This window comes from Nocardioides panacisoli (assembly GCF_039537325.1).
In the GTDB taxonomy this organism is placed as follows: domain Bacteria; phylum Actinomycetota; class Actinomycetes; order Propionibacteriales; family Nocardioidaceae; genus Nocardioides; species Nocardioides panacisoli.
Genome location: NZ_BAABAH010000002.1, coordinates 342,240 through 359,071, shown reverse-complemented (window position 1 = coordinate 359,071; position 16,832 = coordinate 342,240). Strand labels below are relative to the sequence as shown.

Annotated in this window: 14 protein-coding genes; 4 read left to right on the top strand and 10 right to left on the bottom strand. The window is 72.3% G+C overall.

Features of this window, described 5'->3' with window-relative positions; all coding sequences use genetic code 11:
* The first annotated feature begins 81 nt into the window (after positions 1-81).
* The gene (locus tag ABD709_RS04690; protein ID WP_344772789.1) at positions 82-1,260 is read left to right on the top strand and encodes a calcium-binding protein; all 1,179 of its coding nucleotides are present in this window, start codon (positions 82-84) and stop codon (positions 1,258-1,260) included.
* On the opposite strand, the gene ABD709_RS04685 is transcribed toward ABD709_RS04690, so the two are convergent.
* Positions 1,257-4,649: a pyruvate carboxylase gene (locus ABD709_RS04685; protein WP_344772787.1), complete on the bottom strand. Its 3,393-nt coding sequence runs from the start codon at positions 4,647-4,649 to the stop codon at positions 1,257-1,259. The two genes, ABD709_RS04690 and ABD709_RS04685, sit on opposite strands and share 4 nt — an antisense overlap.
* A 116-nt stretch (positions 4,650-4,765) precedes the next feature.
* Here ABD709_RS04685 and ABD709_RS04680 point away from each other — a divergent pair, with 116 nt between their 5' ends.
* Complete coding sequence (locus ABD709_RS04680; RefSeq protein ID WP_344772785.1) at positions 4,766-5,752, top strand: calcium-binding protein; 987 nt, start codon at positions 4,766-4,768, stop codon at positions 5,750-5,752.
* A gap of 176 nt (positions 5,753-5,928) precedes the next feature.
* Here the strand turns inward: ABD709_RS04680 and ABD709_RS04675 are convergent, their stop codons facing one another.
* Positions 5,929-6,327, bottom strand: a complete 399-nt coding sequence (locus ABD709_RS04675) for a type II toxin-antitoxin system PemK/MazF family toxin (protein ID WP_344772783.1) — start codon at positions 6,325-6,327, stop codon at positions 5,929-5,931.
* A 7-nt stretch (positions 6,328-6,334) separates the two neighbouring features.
* On the bottom strand, positions 6,335-7,264 hold the full coding sequence (locus ABD709_RS04670; protein ID WP_344772781.1) for an NAD-dependent epimerase/dehydratase family protein: 930 nt from the start codon (positions 7,262-7,264) through the stop codon (positions 6,335-6,337).
* Positions 7,265-7,387: 123 nt separating this feature from the next.
* On the opposite strand from ABD709_RS04670, the gene ABD709_RS04665 reads away from it, so the two are divergent.
* Positions 7,388-8,146 (top strand): TetR/AcrR family transcriptional regulator, encoded by a 759-nt coding sequence (locus tag ABD709_RS04665; RefSeq protein WP_344772779.1) that lies wholly within the window; start codon positions 7,388-7,390, stop codon positions 8,144-8,146.
* 42 nt (positions 8,147-8,188) lie between these two features.
* Here ABD709_RS04665 and ABD709_RS04660 read toward each other — a convergent pair whose 3' ends face one another.
* The 4 genes from ABD709_RS04660 to ABD709_RS04645 form a co-directional block, all read right to left on the bottom strand.
* The gene (locus ABD709_RS04660) at positions 8,189-8,728 is read right to left on the bottom strand and encodes a hypothetical protein (protein WP_344772777.1); all 540 of its coding nucleotides are present in this window, start codon (positions 8,726-8,728) and stop codon (positions 8,189-8,191) included.
* A gap of 19 nt (positions 8,729-8,747) precedes the next feature.
* A complete protein-coding gene (locus ABD709_RS04655) occupies positions 8,748-10,553 on the bottom strand; it encodes an acetyl/propionyl/methylcrotonyl-CoA carboxylase subunit alpha (RefSeq protein WP_425575034.1) in 1,806 nt (601 codons plus the stop codon).
* A 74-nt stretch (positions 10,554-10,627) separates the two neighbouring features.
* Complete coding sequence (locus tag ABD709_RS04650; protein WP_344772773.1) at positions 10,628-11,602, bottom strand: NAD-dependent epimerase/dehydratase family protein; 975 nt, start codon at positions 11,600-11,602, stop codon at positions 10,628-10,630.
* 17 nt (positions 11,603-11,619) lie between these two features.
* On the bottom strand, positions 11,620-12,072 hold the full coding sequence (locus ABD709_RS04645; protein ID WP_344772772.1) for a hypothetical protein: 453 nt from the start codon (positions 12,070-12,072) through the stop codon (positions 11,620-11,622).
* 64 nt (positions 12,073-12,136) lie between these two features.
* On the opposite strand from ABD709_RS04645, the gene ABD709_RS04640 reads away from it, so the two are divergent.
* Positions 12,137-13,327, top strand: a complete 1,191-nt coding sequence (locus ABD709_RS04640; protein WP_344772771.1) for an acyl-CoA dehydrogenase family protein — start codon at positions 12,137-12,139, stop codon at positions 13,325-13,327.
* Between the two features lie 31 nt (positions 13,328-13,358).
* Here the strand turns inward: ABD709_RS04640 and ABD709_RS04635 are convergent, their stop codons facing one another.
* From ABD709_RS04635 to ABD709_RS04625, 3 genes are all read right to left on the bottom strand, one after another.
* On the bottom strand, positions 13,359-13,958 hold the full coding sequence (locus ABD709_RS04635) for a Maf family protein (protein ID WP_344772770.1): 600 nt from the start codon (positions 13,956-13,958) through the stop codon (positions 13,359-13,361).
* Positions 13,959-14,040: 82 nt separating this feature from the next.
* A complete protein-coding gene (locus ABD709_RS04630) occupies positions 14,041-15,123 on the bottom strand; it encodes a DNA glycosylase AlkZ-like family protein (protein ID WP_344772769.1) in 1,083 nt (360 codons plus the stop codon).
* 36 nt (positions 15,124-15,159) lie between these two features.
* On the bottom strand, positions 15,160-16,821 hold the full coding sequence (locus tag ABD709_RS04625; RefSeq protein WP_344772768.1) for a DUF885 domain-containing protein: 1,662 nt from the start codon (positions 16,819-16,821) through the stop codon (positions 15,160-15,162).
* Positions 16,822-16,832 lie beyond the last annotated feature (11 nt).

Below are 16,832 nucleotides of genomic sequence, written 5' to 3'. Positions count from 1 at the left end.
GTGACGTTCGGCAACCGTCTCACCCCGTGGTCACCGGCAGATCTTTCAGAACCCCTGCCCGCCCGCATCGTTGGTCCCGTCATGCGTATGTTCCTGACGACCCTGATCGCCAGCCTGCTGGCCGCCGTCGGGCTGACCGCCGCGGCGGCCCCCAGCTCCGCAGTGCCGATGTGCCGCGGCCAGGCCGCGACGATCGTCGGCACCGACGGTGACGACGACCTGTCCGGCACGCCGCTGCTGACCGACGTCGTGTTCCTCGGCAAGGGGAACGACACCTACCACGGCGACTCGTCGAACGACGTGATCTGCGGCGGCCAGGGCAAGGACGTCATCTCCGGCGGCGACGGCGACGACATCGTCGCCGGCGGCTCGGGCAACGACCGGATCGGTGGCGGCAACGACGACGACAAGGTCTTCGGCGGCAGCGGCGACGACACGATCGTCGAGGCCGACGGCGACGACAAGATCGCCGGGAACGGCGGCAAGGACCTGCTGACCTACGTCAACGTGCCCGTCGGCATCACCGTCGACGGCGCGACCGCGACGATCACGGGCGCGGGCAGCGACGAGTACGGCCAGGTCGAGCTGGTCCGCGGCACCCGTCAGGTCGACACGATGCAGGGCGGTCCGGAGGACGACGCGTTCGACGGTCTCGCCGGCGCGGACGTGATCGACGGCGCCGGCGGCAACGACCTCCTCATCGGGCGCGGCGCCACCCTGCGCGGCGACGCGGGCGGCGACATCCTGCAGCCGCGGGGCGGATCGGCGTACGGCGGCGGCGACGTCGACCTGCTCAAGCTCTCCCGCGGCGCGACCGGTCACGGCGGCGGCGCCAACGACCACATCAGCTTCGGCAAGGGCGGCTCCGCCGGCTTCGGCGACGGCGGCAACGACCTGTTCCTGCTGACCATCCGCAAGGCGACCGGCGACGCCGACGGCGGGAAGGGCGCCGACGGCCTCAACCTGCAGAAGGTGAAGACCGGCGCGCTGATCGACCTGTCAGCGGGGACCGCGCGCTGGAAGGACGGGAGCCTGACGCTGGCCAGCATCAACCTGGTCCGCGGCAGCCGCGGCAACGACCGGATCACCGGAACCAGCGGGCGCGACTTCCTCGACGGCAAGGCGGGCGACGACGTGCTGCGTGGCCTGGGTGACGACGACATCCTCAGCGGGAGCAAGGGCTTCGACCGGGCCGACGGCGGTCCGGGTGGCGACATCTGCGGCACCGAGGTCGCGGTGAACTGCGAGATCCACAGCTAACCCAGGACGAGGATCAGGTCCCCGCCCTCCACGGGGCGGGTGCCCTGGATGGCGAGCCGCTGCACGGTGCCGGCCCTCGGCGCCGTGATGGCGGCCTCCATCTTCATCGCCTCGATCGTCGCGACCGTGGCGCCGGCCTCGACCGTGTCGCCCTCCTCGACGGTCACGGTCACCGCGCCCTGGAACGGCGCCGCGACCTGGCCCGGGTCGTCCGGGTCGGCCTTCTCGGTGTCGGCGACGTCGGCGGAGACACTGCGGTCGCGGACGGCGACCGGCCGGAGCTGGCCGTTGAGCGTGGCCAGCACGGTGCGGAACCCGCGCTCGTCCGGCTCGCTGATCGCCTCGAGGCCGACCAGCAGCTTCACGCCCTCGGCCAGGTCGATCTCGTGCTCCTCGCCGCGGCGCAGGCCGTAGAGGTAGTCCAGCGTCGGCAGGACGGCGACGTCGCCGTACCTCGCCTGGGCGGCCTCGAAGTCCTTGGTCGGGCCGGGGAACAGCAGCCGGTTCAGCGTCGCTCGGCGGGTCGCGCTGCCCTGCCCGAGGCCGTCGCGCTGCTCGTCGTCGAGCTCGGCCGCCGGCGGGGTCCAGTCCCGGCCCTCGAGCGCCTTGCTCCGGAACGGCTCCGGCCAGCCGCCCGGCGGGTCGCCGAGCTCGCCGTGCAGGAAGCCGATGACCGAGGCCGGGATGTCGTACTTGTCGGGGTGCTCGGCGAAGTCGGCCGGGTCCGCGCCGCGCCCGACGAGGGCGAGGGCGAGGTCGCCGATCACCTTAGACGAGGGCGTGACCTTGGGGATGTTGCCGAGGATGTCGTTCGCGGCGGCGTACATGTCCTCGATCTGCTCGAACTTCTCGCCGAGGCCGAGCGCGATCGCCTGCTGCCGCAGGTTGGAGAGCTGACCGCCGGGGATCTCGTGCCGGTAGACGCGGCCGGTGGGTGAGGCGAGCCCGGACTCGAACGGCGCATAGACCCGGCGCACCGCCTCCCAGTAGGGCTCGAGCGCGCTGACCGCAGCGATGTCCAGGCCGGTCTCGCGGTCGGAGTGGTCGGTGGCCGCGACCAGGGCGGTGAGGCTCGGCTGCGACGTCGTGCCGGACATCGACGCGGTGGCCGCGTCCACCGCGTCGACGCCGGCGTCGATCGCCGCGAGCAGGGTGCCGAGCTGGCCGCCCGGAGTGTCGTGGGTGTGCAGGTGCACGGGCAGGTCGAACCGCTCGCGCAGCGCGGTGACCAGCCGCCGGGCGGCCGGGGCGCGCAGCAGCCCGGCCATGTCCTTGATCGCCAGCACGTGCGCGCCGGCGTCGACGATCTGCTCGGCGAGGCCGAGGTAGTAGTCGAGCGTGTAGAGCTTCTCGCCGGGGTCGGACAGGTCGCCGGTGTAGCAGAGCGCGACCTCGGCGAGCGCCGTACCGGTCTCGCGCACCGCGTCGATCGCCGGTCGCATCTGGGACACGTCGTTGAGTGCGTCGAAGATCCGGAACACGTCCAGCCCGGACGCGACGGCCTCCTCGACGAACGCCGTCGTCACCTCGGTCGGGTACGGCGTGTAGCCGACCGTGTTGCGGCCGCGGAGCAGCATCTGCAGGCAGACGTTGGGCAGCGCCTGGCGCAGCTCGGCCAGCCGCTCCCACGGGTCCTCGGAGAGGAAGCGGAGTGCGACGTCGTACGTCGCCCCGCCCCAGCACTCCATCGACCACAGCTGCGGCGTCATCCGGGCGACGTGACCGGCGACGGCGAGCAGGTCGCTGGTACGGACCCGGGTCGCCAGCAGGCTCTGGTGCGCGTCGCGGAACGTGGTGTCGGTGACGGCGACCCGGTCCTGCGCGCGCAGCTGCCGGGCGAACTCCTCGGGGCCGAGGTGGAGCAGCTGCTGGCGGGTGCCGTCGGGTGCGGGCACGGCGAGCTCGACCTCGGGCAGCTTGTCGCGGGGGTCGACCGAGACCGGCGGCTCGCCGTACGGCTTGTTCACGGTGACGTCCGCGAGGTAGGCGAGCAGCTTCGAGCCGCGGTCGGCGCTCGGGCGTGCGGTCAGCAGCCGCGGATGGGTCTCGATGAAGGCGGTCGTGATCCGGCCGGCGGCGAAGTCGGGGTCGGCCAGCACCGCCTCGAGGAAGCCGATGTTGGTGGAGATGCCGCGGATCCGGAACTCCGCCAGCGCGCGCCGGGCCTTCTCGACCGCCTTGTCGAAGGTGCGCCCGCGGCAGGTCAGCTTGGCGAGCATCGAGTCGAAGTGCGGGCTGACCTCGGCGCCCGTGTACGTCGTACCGCCGTCCAGCCGGACGCCCGGACCGCCGGGGGAGCGGTAGGTCGTGATCTTGCCGGTGTCCGGGCGGAAGCCGTTGGCGGGGTCCTCGGTGGTGATCCGGCACTGCAGGGCGGCACCGCGCAGCCGGACCGAGTCCTGCGAGAGGTCGAGGTCGGCGAGGGTCTCGCCGGCCGCGATCCGCAGCTGCGACTGGACCAGGTCGACGTCGGTGACCTCCTCGGTCACGGTGTGCTCGACCTGGATCCGCGGGTTCATCTCGATGAAGACGTAGTTGCCCTCCGGGTCGAGCAGGAACTCGACGGTGCCCGCGTTGCGGTAGCCGATGTGCCGCGCGAACGCCACGGCGCTGGCGCAGATCCGGTCGCGCAGCTCGGGGTCGAGGTGCGGCGCCGGCGCGATCTCTACGACCTTCTGGTGCCGCCGCTGCACCGAGCAGTCGCGCTCGAACAGGTGGATGACGCCGTCCGGGCCGGTCCCGTCGGCGAGGATCTGCACCTCGATGTGGCGTGGGTCCACCACGGCCTGCTCGACGAACACCGTCGGGTCCCCGAACGCGGCCTCGCCCTCCCGCATGCAGGTCTCGATCGCCTCCTTGAGCTTCGCCGGGTCGTCGACGCGCCGCATGCCGCGGCCGCCGCCGCCCGCGACGGCCTTGACGAAGAGCGGGAACGGCAGCTCCGACGCGGCCTCGGTGAGGGCGTCGGCGTCCGTGGACGGGTCGACGCTGCGGAGCGTCGGTACGCCGGCCTCCTTGGCCGCCGCGATCGCCCGTGCCTTGTTGCCGGTGAGCTCGAGGATCTCCGAGGTGGGTCCGACGAACGTGATGCCGGCGTTCTGGCACGCCTCGGCGAGAGCCGGGTTCTCGGACAGGAAGCCGTAGCCCGGGTAGACCGCGTCCGCCCCGCACTCCACCGCGACCCGGACGATCTCGTCGGGGTCCAGGTAGCTGCGCACCGGGTGGCCGCGCTCGCCGATCTCGTAGGCCTCGTCGGCGCGCAACCGGTGCTCGGAGCCGCGGTCCTCGTAAGGGAACACGGCGACCGTGCGGGCGCCCATCTCGTACGCCGCCCGGAACGCCCGGATCGCGATCTCGCCTCGGTTCGCCACGAGCACCTTCGAGAACATGCGGCAACCCTAGTGACCGGCGCGGAACCGAAATCCCGGAAGCGCTGCGCCGCTCGCCCCGCGGAACGTAAAGTCGCCGGGCTCGCCCAGGGAGGGCGGCCAGGGGGAGGTCTCGGATGGTCAGCAGGTTGCTCGCGCGCGCAGGTGTGGTCGCGGTCGCGATCGTCGGTACGACGGTGCCGGTCGCGGTCGCGGACGGCGCCCACGCACACGACACGGCCGTGGGGGAGTGCTCGCCCAAGCACGCGACGATCGTCGGCACGGACGGTGACGACGCGATCGTCGGCACGCCCGGGGCCGACGTCATCCTGGCCAAAGGCGGCGACGACGTCGTGCGGGGTGGCGGCGGCCGGGACGTCATCTGCCTCGGCGAAGGAAACGACCGCGCTCACGGCGGAACCGGCGACGACCAGATCGTGGGCGGCGCCGGCGACGACGACGTGTCCGACAGTGGTGCCGGCTTCGGCTACATCGATGGTGGCGGGGGCGCCGACCGGGTCACGTCGACGGGCGATTTCGAGCTCGTCAACGGCGGCGGTGGCGCCGACACCCTGACCGTGACCGCGGACTACGGGAGCGTGGTGAACGGCGGCGGTGGCGACGACACCGTGACGGTGTCTTCCGACACGGCTCCCCAGGACGCGCTGTGGCTGGACGGTGGGCGCGGCGCCGACGCGCTGTCGCTGACGCTTCCCGCAGCTGCACAGCGCGCCCGGCTGAATCAGGGGTCGTCCTCCATCATCGTCTTCGGCACCAGCGGCGGTCTGGAGCGCTGGGAGACCCTGGCGCTCTCCGGCGACATCGAGTGGACTTACATCGGACGCAACGTCGCCGAGAGCCTCACCGTCGACGGCGGCACCCTGACCGCGCTGATGCGCGGCGGCGACGACGTGGTCCAGGGCCCCACCGGTGACGACGTGATCACGGGCGGCGACGGCGCGGACACGCTGCGCGGCGGCGCCGGTGACGACATCCTCGACGGCGGCGCCTCGACCGCCGACGAGCTGTACGGCGAGGACGGCAACGACATCGGCCGCGATGCCGACGGCGCCGCCGTCTGCGACTCCCTCGAGCTCGGCAGCTGCGCCGCACCTGCCGGCTGACGCACTCGAGGTCCTGCTGGGGAGTGCTTCGGGCACCGGGGAGCGGGCGGGTGACGAATCATCACGGTATGCAGCCGAATGGTCACCTCCCGTGCGGAATCCCACCCGGGAAGCGCCGAGTCGCCTGCATACCGTGATGATTCGTCAGCGACGCGACGCCGAGCCGACGCCCTAACTCAGGCGTACCGCTCGCGGGCGGCGAGGACCGCGTCGAAGGTCTTCTGGTCGAGGGCGGCGCCCTCGCGCCGCACCTCCGACTCCTTCAGCACGAGCAGCCGGTCCAGCCGCACCTCGCTGGGCCGGCGCTCGCGGTCCCAGGCGCCGGTGCCGACGTCCATCCAGTGCCGGCCGGCGCGGGCCTCCTGCTCGGCGTCGCGGTCGTGGTCCTTGCTCGTCATCACCAGGCAGCTCAGGACCGCGTCACCGTCGGGGCCGTCGGCGCCGATCACCAGGACCGGGCGGTCCTTGCCGCGGGAGGCGTCCTCCTCGAAGGGCACCCACGCCCAGCAGACCTCGCCCGGGTCGGGCCGGCCGTCGCGCTCGGGGCGGTAGGACGTCTCGATCTCGCTCGGCACGCGCTCATCATGCCTGGTGGCGCCACCAGTCGACGGTGGTCTTGACCGCGACGTCGAACGGCGTCGGCGCCAGGCCGAGCCGTGCCTCGCTCTGCGTCGAGTCGAGCACGAACGGCTTCGTGAACTGGTAGCTCATCTCCGCGAGCTCGCGCGTCTCACCGTGGACCAGGCCGATCGCCCGGATCACCCCGGCGGGGATGACGCCCACCTTGGGCTTCGCGACGCCCGCGGCCGCGGCGACCGCCGCCACCATCTCCCGCTGGGTGCGCGGCGGGTTGGTCGGCGCGTGCACGAACGAGTTGTGCAGCTCGGGCGTCCCGGCGGCGCGGATCATCGCCGCGGCCAGGTCGGGCACGTAGGTCCAGGAGTGCGGCTGGTCGAGGCTGCCGACCACACGCACGGTCTTGCCCGCCAGCACGGTGGGGACCATCCGCTCGCCGGCGTGCGCGTTGCGCACGTGCGGGCCGAAGAAGTCCGAGGCGGCGACGCTCACCGTCGGCGCGGGGGAGGCGGCGCGCGCCGCGAGCAGCTCGACCCGGACGGCCGGCTTGCCGAAGTCGGCATCGCGCGGCGAGTCCTCGGTCATCGGTCCGTCGACATGGCCGTAGGCATAGAGGCTCTCGGGGAAGACGACGACCGCGCCGGCCCGGCCCGCAGCCTCGAGCACCAGCCGCTCGGCCTCGGGCAGCTCGGCGCGCCAGGCGGCCGCGGTGTACGCCGACCCGTGGATGCAGTGGTGGACGGCAACCGCGCCGGCGAACGCCTCGTCGAGCAGCTCGGGCCGGGAGACGTCGACCTTGCGGCGCTCGACCAGGGGGTGCTCGGGGCCGCTGCCGGAGCGCGTGAGCAGGCGGACGGGGTGGCCGGCGTCGGCGAGCTGGAGCGCGACGGTGGTGCCGACGGGGCCGGCGCCGGTGACGACGTGGAGCGAGTTCATGGGGTCCTCCGTGATCAGGGTGAATGAGAGAGCAGTGCTCTCAGGAATGACTCTGGCACTGACGGACCAGAAAAGCAAGAGCGGTGCTCACATTTGATGCCGATGCTCTGTATGCTCGGCGGCATGCCCACTCCCAGGGACCGCGCCCGGCTCCAGACCATGCAGGAGATCGTCGAGATCGGCCGCCGGCATCTCGCCGAGCAAGGGGCCGCCGCGCTGTCGCTGCGCGCGGTCGCCCGCGACCTCGGCGTCGTGTCCTCGGCCGTCTACCGCTACGTCAAGAGTCGTGACGAGCTGCTGACCCTCCTTGTCGTGGCCGGGTACGACGAGCTCGGCGACGCGGTCGACGCGGCCGTGGGCGGCGTACCCGAGGACCGGCACCGAGAGCGCTTCCTGGCGCTCGGGCGGGCCGTGCGCACCTGGGCGCTCGCCGAGCCCGCGACGTACGCCCTGCTCTACGGCGGCCCCGTACCCGGCTACGCGGCCCCGGGCGACCGCACGACCGCGCCCGGGACGCGGGTCCCGCGCACGATGCTCGAGATCGCCGCCGCAGCGCGTGCCGCGGGCCGGCTCGAGCCTCCGCCCCCAGCGCGCGTGACGAAAGCGCTCGCGACCGGCCTCGACGGCGTCCGCGACCAGTTCGACGTCGACCTGCCCGATGCTGCGCTCGTCCGCGGCGCGCTGGTCTGGTCCGCTCTGTTCGGCGCGGTCAGCTTCGAGGTGTTCGGGCAGTACGGCCCGGACCGCCTCGGCGACCCCGAGGACCTGTTCGAGCACCATCTCGCGGCGCTCGCCGACGACCTCGGCCTCGTGCCGGCGCGGGATCTTGCCGAAGCCGGCGCAGCCGTCGACAACACGGGCGCCGACCGCCGCAACTCCTAGGTTGAGCATCCCGCCGGCGCTTGGTCGGCCGACCTCAGCGGCTCAGCCGGAGAACCCGCGGTCCTGGCTCCACGCGACGTCGGACTCGGTCCAGTCGACGGACTCACCGGCGATCTGCGGCTCCCCCCAGAGCTCGCCGGCGTCGTAGAGGCGCCAGTCGTCGAGGTCCGTCGTCACGACCGCCTGGCCCTGGTCGGGCGCCTGCTGGAGGAAGGCATCGCTCCCGTAGCAGCCGAGGGTCGCCGCGACCACGTCGCCCTTGGTGGCGGCGTTGACGAAGAGGCAGCCGTCCCCGGCGGTGTAGAGCACCTTCGGCTCGGTCCACGAGCCGGGGTCGTCGGGATCGGAGTGCTGCTGGTAGACGGTCTCGATGTGCCGGGGGTCGATCCAGATCACCACGCGGGTGCCGTCGTCCATCTCGAGGTCGACGCGACCGTCCTCGCCCGGTGCCGTGTCGCCGCCGGAGTACGCCGACCGCGCGGGCGCGGCCAGGTCGGCGCCGAACTTGAACGAAGGTCCGCCGCAGCCCGCCAGGGTCAGGAGCAGCAGACCGACGACGGCGGCGGACGTCAGGGACTTCACGGCGCCATGGTGCCAGGCGTCAGTCCTTGATCTCGCAGACGACCTCGCCGTTGCCGATGGTCGCCCCGACCTCGGCCTTGAGCCCGGTGATCTTGCCGGCCTTGTGCGCCTTGAGCGGCTGCTCCATCTTCATCGCCTCGATGACGACCACGGCGTCGCCCTGGGCGACCTCCTGGCCCTCCTCGACCACGACCTTGACGATCGTGCCCTGCATCGGGCTGGTGACGGAGTCGCCGGAGGCCGTCGCGCCGGCCTTCTTGCCGGCCGAGCGCTTGGGCTTCTTGCCGCCGCCGGCGGCGGGACCTGCCGAGATCGCGCCCAGGCCGCCGGGCAGGCTGACCTCGAGCCGCTTGCCGCCGACCTCGACGACGACGGTCTGCCGCTCGCCGTCGTCCTCGGCCTCGCCGCGCTCGCCGCCGTAGGGGGCGATCTGGTTGTCGAACTCGGTCTCGATCCAGGTCGTGTAGACGCCGAAGGAGCCCTCGCCGGTCGGGTTGGAGGCGCCGACGTAGGCCGGGTCCTCGAGCACGACCTGGTGGAAAGGGATGACGGTCGGCATGCCGTCGACCTCGAACTCGGCCAGCGCGCGCCGCGAGCGCTCGATGGCCTGCTGCCGGTCGCGGCCGGTGACGATCAGCTTGGCGATCAAGGAGTCGAACGAGCCGGGGATCGTCTGGCCGTTGACGTAGCCGGAGTCCAGGCGCACACCCGGGCCGGACGGCGGGTTCCAGGCGGTCAGGGTGCCCGGCGCCGGCATGAAGTTCGTGCCGGCGTCCTCGGCGTTGATCCGGAACTCGATGGAGTGGCCGCTGATCTCCGGGTCGCCGTAGCCGAGCTCCTCCCCGGCCGCGATGCGGAACATCTCGCGGACCAGGTCCAGCCCGGTGACCTCCTCCGACACGCAGTGCTCGACCTGCAGGCGGGTGTTGACCTCGAGGAAGGAGATCGTGCCGTCGGCGGCCACGAGGAACTCGCAGGTCCCGGCGCCGACGTACCCGGCCTCCTTCAGGATCGCCTTGGAGGAGTCGTAGAGCCGCTTGAGCTGGTCCTCGGAGAGGAACGGCGCGGGCGCCTCCTCGACCAGCTTCTGGTGCCGGCGCTGCAGCGAGCAGTCTCGGGTGGAGACCACCACGACGTTGCCGTGCTTGTCGGCCAGGCACTGGGTCTCGACGTGGCGCGGCTTGTCGAGGAACTTCTCGACCAGGCACTCGCCGCGCCCGAAGGCGCCGACGGCCTCGCGGACCGCGGACTCGTAGGCGTCGGGGATCTCCTCGAGCGTGCGGGCGACCTTGAGGCCGCGACCGCCGCCGCCGAAGACCGCCTTGATGGCGACCGGCAGGCCGTTGGCCTTGGCGAACTCGACGACCTCGTCGGCGTCCTTGACCGGCTCCTTGGTGCCCGGAGCCAGCGGCGCGTTCGCCTTCTGCGCGATCTGCTTGGCCTTGGCCTTGTCGCCGAGCGCGTCGATCGCCTCCGGCGAGGGGCCGATCCAGACCAGCCCGGCGTCGATCACCGCCTTCGCGAACTCGGCGTTCTCGGCGAGGAAGCCGTAGCCGGGGTGCACCGAGTCGGCGCCGGACTGCTCGGCGACCGCGATGATCTTGGCGATGTCGAGGTAGGAGTCCGCGGGCGTCGAGCCGTTCAGGGAGTAGGCCTCGTCGGCCAGCCGGACGAACACGGCGTCGCGGTCCGGCTCGGCGTACACCGCCACGCTCCCGATCCCGGCGTCCTTGCACGCACGGATCACCCGGACCGCGATCTCCCCGCGGTTGGCGATCAGGACCTTCTTCAGCGGCTTGACGTCGGGCACGGTGGGGCTCCTCATCGGGCTCGGTTCGACTTCGGGAGTCTAGGGGCAGGTCACCGGAAGGGGCCCCCGGGGTGCGTTGCTTGGGACGGTCAACGTCTCTGCGCGAGCTCGGCCTCGACGGTCTCGCGGATGCCCTCGCGTACCGGCCGGTGCGTCCAGCCGAGCTCGTTCTCCGCCTTGGCGGAGCTGCCGTAGTAGGTGCCCATGCCGGCGCGCGCCGCCTCGGCGGTCATCGCCTGGGGAAAGGGGACGAAGCGCTCCAGCTGCCAGGTCAGCGCCGCGAACGCCCGGATGAGGGGGCGCGGAAGGAGGATCACCGGCGTCCGAGCGCCGGCGTCCTCCTTGACCCACCCGAAGACGTCGGCGTACGGCGCCTGCTCGCCCGCCAGGATGTAGGACTCGCCGTCGCGCCCCTTCTCCATCGCCAGCACGTGGCCGCGGGCGACGTCCTCGACGTGGCTCCACGACGAGCCGCCGCCCCGCGGTCCGAGCGTGGGTCGGCCGTCGATGATCTGCCGGGTGAGCTGGCCCAGCGAGCTGCCGGTGTCGCCCGGGCCGTAGATCACCGACGGCTGCACGATGACGACCGGCAGGCCGCGCGCGGCGTACTCCTTGGCGATCTCGTGCGCCTCCCACTTGGTGCGGTCGTAGTTGGACGACCACGGCCCTTGGTGGTGATAGCTCTCGTCGCGGACCGCGCCGTGGGTGTCGGAGTTGAGCGCGATGGTCGAGGTGTAGACCGTACGCACGTCGCCCGCCCGCTCGGCGGCCTCGAGCGCGTTGCGCGTGCCCTCGACGTTGACCCGGCGCAGCGTCTCCGCCTCACGCCGGCCGTGCTTGTACCAGCCGGCGACATGGAAGAACCCGTCCGCGCCGGCGAGCAGCCGGTCCAGCGCGGCCGTGTCGTCGAGGTCGCCGACGACGAGCTCGACGCCGAGGTCCTGGAGCGACGTCGCCCTGGCCGGGTCGCGCACCAGGGCGACCACGTCGTGTCCGGAGTCGCGGAGCTGGCGGGCGAGCACCCCGCCGAGGAAGCCGGTCGCGCCGGTCATCGCATAGCGCATGACCGGCATCATGGCACTCAGGAGCCGGGCTGGTAGACCATCAGGAACACGATGCCGGCGTAGATCAGGCCGGTGATCCCGCCGAGCGCGGCGGTGCGGCCGACCAGCGCGTCGACCGCGCCGCCCTCGCGGATCGTGGTCGTCGCCTTCTTGAGGGTCGGGACCATGCCGGCGAGCACGAGCGCGACGGAGACCGCCCACAGGACCAGGGACAGCCAGATCCACAGGTCGCCGATGTCGGCGACCTGCTCGCTCTCGTCCCACGGCGCCTTCGCCGACATCAGGCCCATGCCGATGATCACGACGACCACGGAGGCGTAGGAGTAGATCGTCAGGGTCCGGGCGGCCGACTCGGTCGCCCCGGCGTCCGGCTTGCGCAGCCCGCGCGACGCGGTGGTCGCCGCGCCCACCAGGGGGCCGATCGCGAAGATCGCGGTGAGCAGGTGCAGCGCCAGCATGATCTTGTACATGGGGTCGAGGGTAGGGAGCCGCTGGGGGTTAACGAACGTTAACCTCGTGCCCTAGACTCCGGGCATGAGCTTTGAGCTGTCGCGGGAGCACGAGGAGTTCCGCCGCACCGTCCGCGAGTTCGCCGAGTCCGAGATCGCGCCGCACGTCCCGAAGTGGGACAAGGACCACCACTTCCCGACCGATGTCGTGCAGAAGATGGGCGAGCTCGGGCTGTTCGGGCTGACCGCGCCGGAGGAGTACGGCGGCGCCGGGCTCAGCGCCGAGGACGGTCCGTTCACCTCGCTCTGCCTCGCCATCGAGGAGCTCGGCCGGGTCGACCAGTCGATGGGCATCACCCTCGAGGCGGGCGTCGGGCTCGGCATCAACCCGATCCAGACCTTCGGCACCGACGAGCAGAAGCAGGCCTGGCTGCCGGACCTGGTCGCCGGCCAGCGGCTCGCGGGCTTCGGTCTCACCGAGGCCGGCGCCGGCTCGGACGCGGGGGCGACGCGCACCAAGGCCGTGCTCGACAACGGCGAGTGGGTGATCAACGGCAGCAAGCAGTTCATCACCAACTCCGGCTCCGACATCACGTCCCTGGTGACGGTGACGGCGAGCACCGGCTCCTCCGAGGGTGGCCGGCCGGAGATCTCGGCGATCGTCGTACCCGCCGGAACGCCCGGCTTCACCGCGGAGCCGCCGTACGACAAGCTCGGCTGGCACATCTCCGACACCCACCCGCTGACCTTCGAGGACTGCCGGGTGCCGGCGGACAACCTGCTCGGGCAGCGCGGCCGCGGCTTCGCGCAGTTCCTCGCGATCCTCGACGACGGCCGGGTCGCGATCGCCGCCCTCGCTGTCGGGCTGATCCAGGCCTGCGTGGACCTGTGCGTGGAGTACTCCCTCGACCGCCAGACCTTCGGTGCCCCGATCGGCCGCAAGCAGGGCGTCGCCTTCCAGGTCGCCGACCTCGAGGTGATGCTGCACGCCTCGCGGCTGCTGACCTACCGCGCCGCCGCGATGAAGGACGCCGGCGCCGACGCGACGTCGACCAAGCAGTTCAAGCACGCCGCCTCGATCGCGAAGCTCTACGCGACCGAGTCCGCCGTCACCGCCACCCGGATCGCGACCCAGGTCTTCGGCGGCTACGGGTTCATGGAGGAGTACGCCGTCGCCCGGTTCTACCGCGACGCCAAGATCCTCGAGATCGGCGAGGGCACCTCGGAGGTCCAGCGGATGCTCATCGCCCGCGGCCTCGGCCTCCCCGTCGAGTAGAGCCGAGCCGGCTCGCGAGGCGACGCGGCGGTCAGCGGGCCCAGAGGTCGGTCCAGGAGTGGCCGAGCTCGAGGACCAGCTCGCGGAGCAGCGGGAGGCTGACGCCCACCACGTTGTGGTGGTCGCCCTCGATGCCGGTGACGAAGGCCCCGCCGAGCCCGTCGACGGTGAACGCCCCGGCGACGTGCAGCGGCTCGCCGCTGGCGACGTATGCCGCGATCTCCTCGTCGGAGACGTCGGCGAAGTGCACGGTCGTCGACGCGGTGGCCGCCGCGACCCTGCCGGTCGTGGCGTCGCGCAGGCAGTGGCCGGTGTGGAGCACGCCGGTGTTCCCGCGCAGGTCCTGCCAGCGTCGCGTGGCCTCCTCCTCGGTGCCCGGCTTGTTGAGCGCCTCGCCGTCCAGCTCGAGCACCGAGTCGCAGCCGAGCACCAGCGCCCCGTCCGGTACGTCGTCCCGCGGCGCGACCGCCGCGCACTTCAGCTCAGCCAGCTGCAGCGCCATCTCGATCGGCGGCAGCCCGTCGGCCTGCGACTCGTCGACCCCGGACACGATGACCGTCGGGTCGAGGCCCGCCGAGCGGAGCGTCTTGAGCCGGGCCGGCGATGCCGAGGCGAGCACGAAGTTCGTCACGCCGCGAGACCTTAACGAACCGCGTGCGACCGGGCGGGGCGGCGCCGGCCCCTCGCTCCCGGGGAGTGAACCGAACACCGAGTTACCCCCGGACCACCTCCACGCCGAGCCAGTCGGCGAGGGCCTGGATCTCGGCCTCGACGGCGTCGCCGATGTCGGGGGCCCAGGGAAAGTCCTCGTGCACGGCGAAGACCCGGAGCAGGCCGGCCTTGCGGTCGGCCTTGGCGTCGAGCTTCCCGACCAGCCGGTCGCCGTGGAGGATCGGCAGCGCGAAGTAGCCCCAACGGCGCTTGGCGGCGGGCTTGTACATCTCCAGGACGTACTCGAAGTCGAACAGGTCGAGCGCCCGGTCGCGGTCGTAGACGAGCCGGTCGTACGGCGACAGCAGCGCGGTGCGCGGCTCGAAGTCCGCGCCGGTCAGGCCCAAGGCGTCGGGGTGGGCCCGCCACTCGCCGGCGAGCCCCTCGACCACGCACGGCTCGCCGCGGTTGGCCGCGGCGACCTCCTCGCCCTGCAGCTTGGTCGTCGGCCGGGCGATCCCCAGCGAGGCGAGCCGGCGCTCGTCGAGGACCGCCTTGGCGTCGTCGTAGGACGGCACCTCGAGATCGGCGGGATAGACGCGCTCGGGGAGGTCCCACGTGCGGAACTTCCCGCGGCGGCCGCTGATCGCGACCTCGCCGACACGGCAGAGCAGCTCGAGCATGCGCTCCACGTTCTTGTCGTTGGTCCAGCCCGACGACTGCCACGGCACCTGGGCGGTGTCGGGCACCTCGGCGGCCACGAGCGGGCCCTCGGCCGCGAGCAGGCCAACGACGTCGGCGCGGAACCGGGCGTTGGCCTCCAGCCACTCGTAGCCCGTGGCGTGCATCCGGTCCCGTGCGGTGGCGAGGACCAGACCGATGTCGTCCATCGGCCGCACGAAGGAGGAGTGCTCGACCAGGGACCGCTCCTCCTCCAGGGCGAACCTCAGGTCGGAGTGCTCGTAGGCGTCGCCCAGCCGCGACCACGACACCAGGTCGACGTTGGGCGCGATCGCGGCCGTCGGGTCGATCTGCAGCAGGGTGAGCTGGTCGACCGTCGCGACCAGCGACTCCGGCCTCACAGCGTCGAGCAGCTGCGCACGCACGGCGATCCGGCGGGCGTCCTGGAGGCTCAGCTCGAGCATGGGCGCGACGCTAGGACGCCGTACCGACACCCGGCCTCAGAGCCGCGCCAGCGCCGCCTTGAGCGGGTCGAGCCCGAGAGAGCCCAGGTCGAGCGCAGCAGTGTGGAACGCCTTGAGGTCCCAGCTCGCGCCGGCGCGCGCCTTCGCCTCGTCGCGGGCCTGCAGCCAGATCCGCTCGCCGAGCTTGTAGGAGGGCGCCTGTCCCGGCCAGCCGAGGTAGCGGTTGACCTCGAACCGGACCTGACCCTCCTCGTGCCACGAGTGGGCGAGCATGAACTCCAGGACCCGGCCGGCGTCCCAGACCTCGCCGGGCCGCCAGCCGAACGGGTTGTCCTGGGGGATCTCCAGGCCGAGGTGCACGCCGATGTCGACGATCACCCGCGCGGCCCGGAAGCGCTGCATGTCGAGGAACCCGATCCGGTCGCCCGGGTCCTCGAAGAACCCGAGCTCGTCCATCAGCCGCTCGGAGTAGAGCGCCCAGCCCTCGCCGTGGCCGCTCACCCAGCACATCAGCCGCTGCCAGCGGTTGAGCAGGTCGGCGCGGTAGACGGCCTGGGCGCACTGCAGGTGGTGGCCCGGCACCCCCTCGTGGAAGACCGTGGTCGTCTCGCGCCAGGTCGAGAGGTGCTCCTGGTCGTCGGTGAACGAGAACCACATCGTCCCGGGCCGCGACAGGTCCTCGGACGGCGGCGTGTACCAGGCACCGCCGTCGTTGACCGGCGCGACCTTGCAGGCGAGCGTCCGGATCGGCTCCGCGATGTCGAAGTGCACGCCGTTGAACTCGGAGAGGATCCGGTCGGACTTCTCCTGCATCCAGTCCTGGAACGCCTCGCGGGTGCCGAGGTCGCGCGCCGGGTCGCTGTCGAGCGCCGCGAGCGCGTCCTGGAGCGAGCCGCCCGGCACGACCCGCTGCGCGGTCGCCGCCATGTCGTCCTCGATCCGCTTCAGCTCCTGCCAGCCCCACGCGTAGGCCTCCTCGAGGTCGACCGTCGCCCCGAGGAACTCCCGCGACGCGAGCGCGTAGTGCTCCCGCCCCACGCCGTCGGCCTCCCTGCCCCGCGGGGTCATCTCGCTCTCGAGGAAGTCCGCGAAGGAGGAGTACGCCGACGCCGCGGTCTCGGCCTGCTTCGCCACCGCGTCGCGCACGCCGTCCGGCGCCTTGGCGGCCAGGTCGAGGAAGTAGTTGCCCGGCCCGCTCTTGGTCCACCCGCGGATCTGCTTCGCGTGCTCGGCGTACTGCCGCCGCGCCACGACGCGCCCTGCCCCGGCCTCCTCGAGCAGGGTGGTGCGATAGGCCTCGAGCGTGCCCGGGACGGCGGCCAGCCGCGCCTCGATCGCCTCCCACTCCTCGGGGGTGTCGGTGCCCATCAGGTCGAACGCGCCGCGGACCTCGTTGCTCCACCCGGAGATCACCGACAGCTCGTGCCGCGCGAGGCCCGCATCGATCCGCTCGACCTCGATCCGGTTGCGCTCGAGGAACGCGTCGCGCGCGATGGCCTCGCGCTCGTCGCTGGGCGTCAACGCCGTGACGTCGGCGACGGCGGCGCGCACCAGGTCCTCCCGCGCGGCGAACCCGTCCGGGGTCAGGTCCGGCATCAGGTGGTCGTAGCCCGGCACGCCGATGGCGGTCGCGAGGATCGGGTCGGCGGCGGAGACGTCGTCGACGTACTGGTCGGTCCGAGAGTCAACAGGGCGCATGGCGCGACCCT

What these genes read in the sequence shown, in the direction of transcription:
- ABD709_RS04690 (WP_344772789.1), top strand. Translation starts at nt 82, where the DNA reads ATGCGTATGTTCCTGACGACCCTGATCGCCAGCCTGCTGGCCGCCGTC.
- ABD709_RS04685 (WP_344772787.1), bottom strand. Translation starts at nt 4,649, where the DNA reads ATGTTCTCGAAGGTGCTCGTGGCGAACCGAGGCGAGATCGCGATCCGG.
- ABD709_RS04680 (WP_344772785.1), top strand. Translation starts at nt 4,766, where the DNA reads ATGGTCAGCAGGTTGCTCGCGCGCGCAGGTGTGGTCGCGGTCGCGATC.
- ABD709_RS04670 (WP_344772781.1), bottom strand. Translation starts at nt 7,264, where the DNA reads ATGAACTCGCTCCACGTCGTCACCGGCGCCGGCCCCGTCGGCACCACC.
- ABD709_RS04665 (WP_344772779.1), top strand. Translation starts at nt 7,388, where the DNA reads ATGCCCACTCCCAGGGACCGCGCCCGGCTCCAGACCATGCAGGAGATC.
- ABD709_RS04655 (WP_425575034.1), bottom strand. Translation starts at nt 10,553, where the DNA reads ATGAGGAGCCCCACCGTGCCCGACGTCAAGCCGCTGAAGAAGGTCCTG.
- ABD709_RS04650 (WP_344772773.1), bottom strand. Translation starts at nt 11,602, where the DNA reads ATGCGCTATGCGATGACCGGCGCGACCGGCTTCCTCGGCGGGGTGCTC.
- ABD709_RS04645 (WP_344772772.1), bottom strand. Translation starts at nt 12,072, where the DNA reads ATGTACAAGATCATGCTGGCGCTGCACCTGCTCACCGCGATCTTCGCG.
- ABD709_RS04640 (WP_344772771.1), top strand. Translation starts at nt 12,137, where the DNA reads ATGAGCTTTGAGCTGTCGCGGGAGCACGAGGAGTTCCGCCGCACCGTC.
- ABD709_RS04630 (WP_344772769.1), bottom strand. Translation starts at nt 15,123, where the DNA reads ATGCTCGAGCTGAGCCTCCAGGACGCCCGCCGGATCGCCGTGCGTGCG.
- ABD709_RS04625 (WP_344772768.1), bottom strand. Translation starts at nt 16,821, where the DNA reads ATGCGCCCTGTTGACTCTCGGACCGACCAGTACGTCGACGACGTCTCC.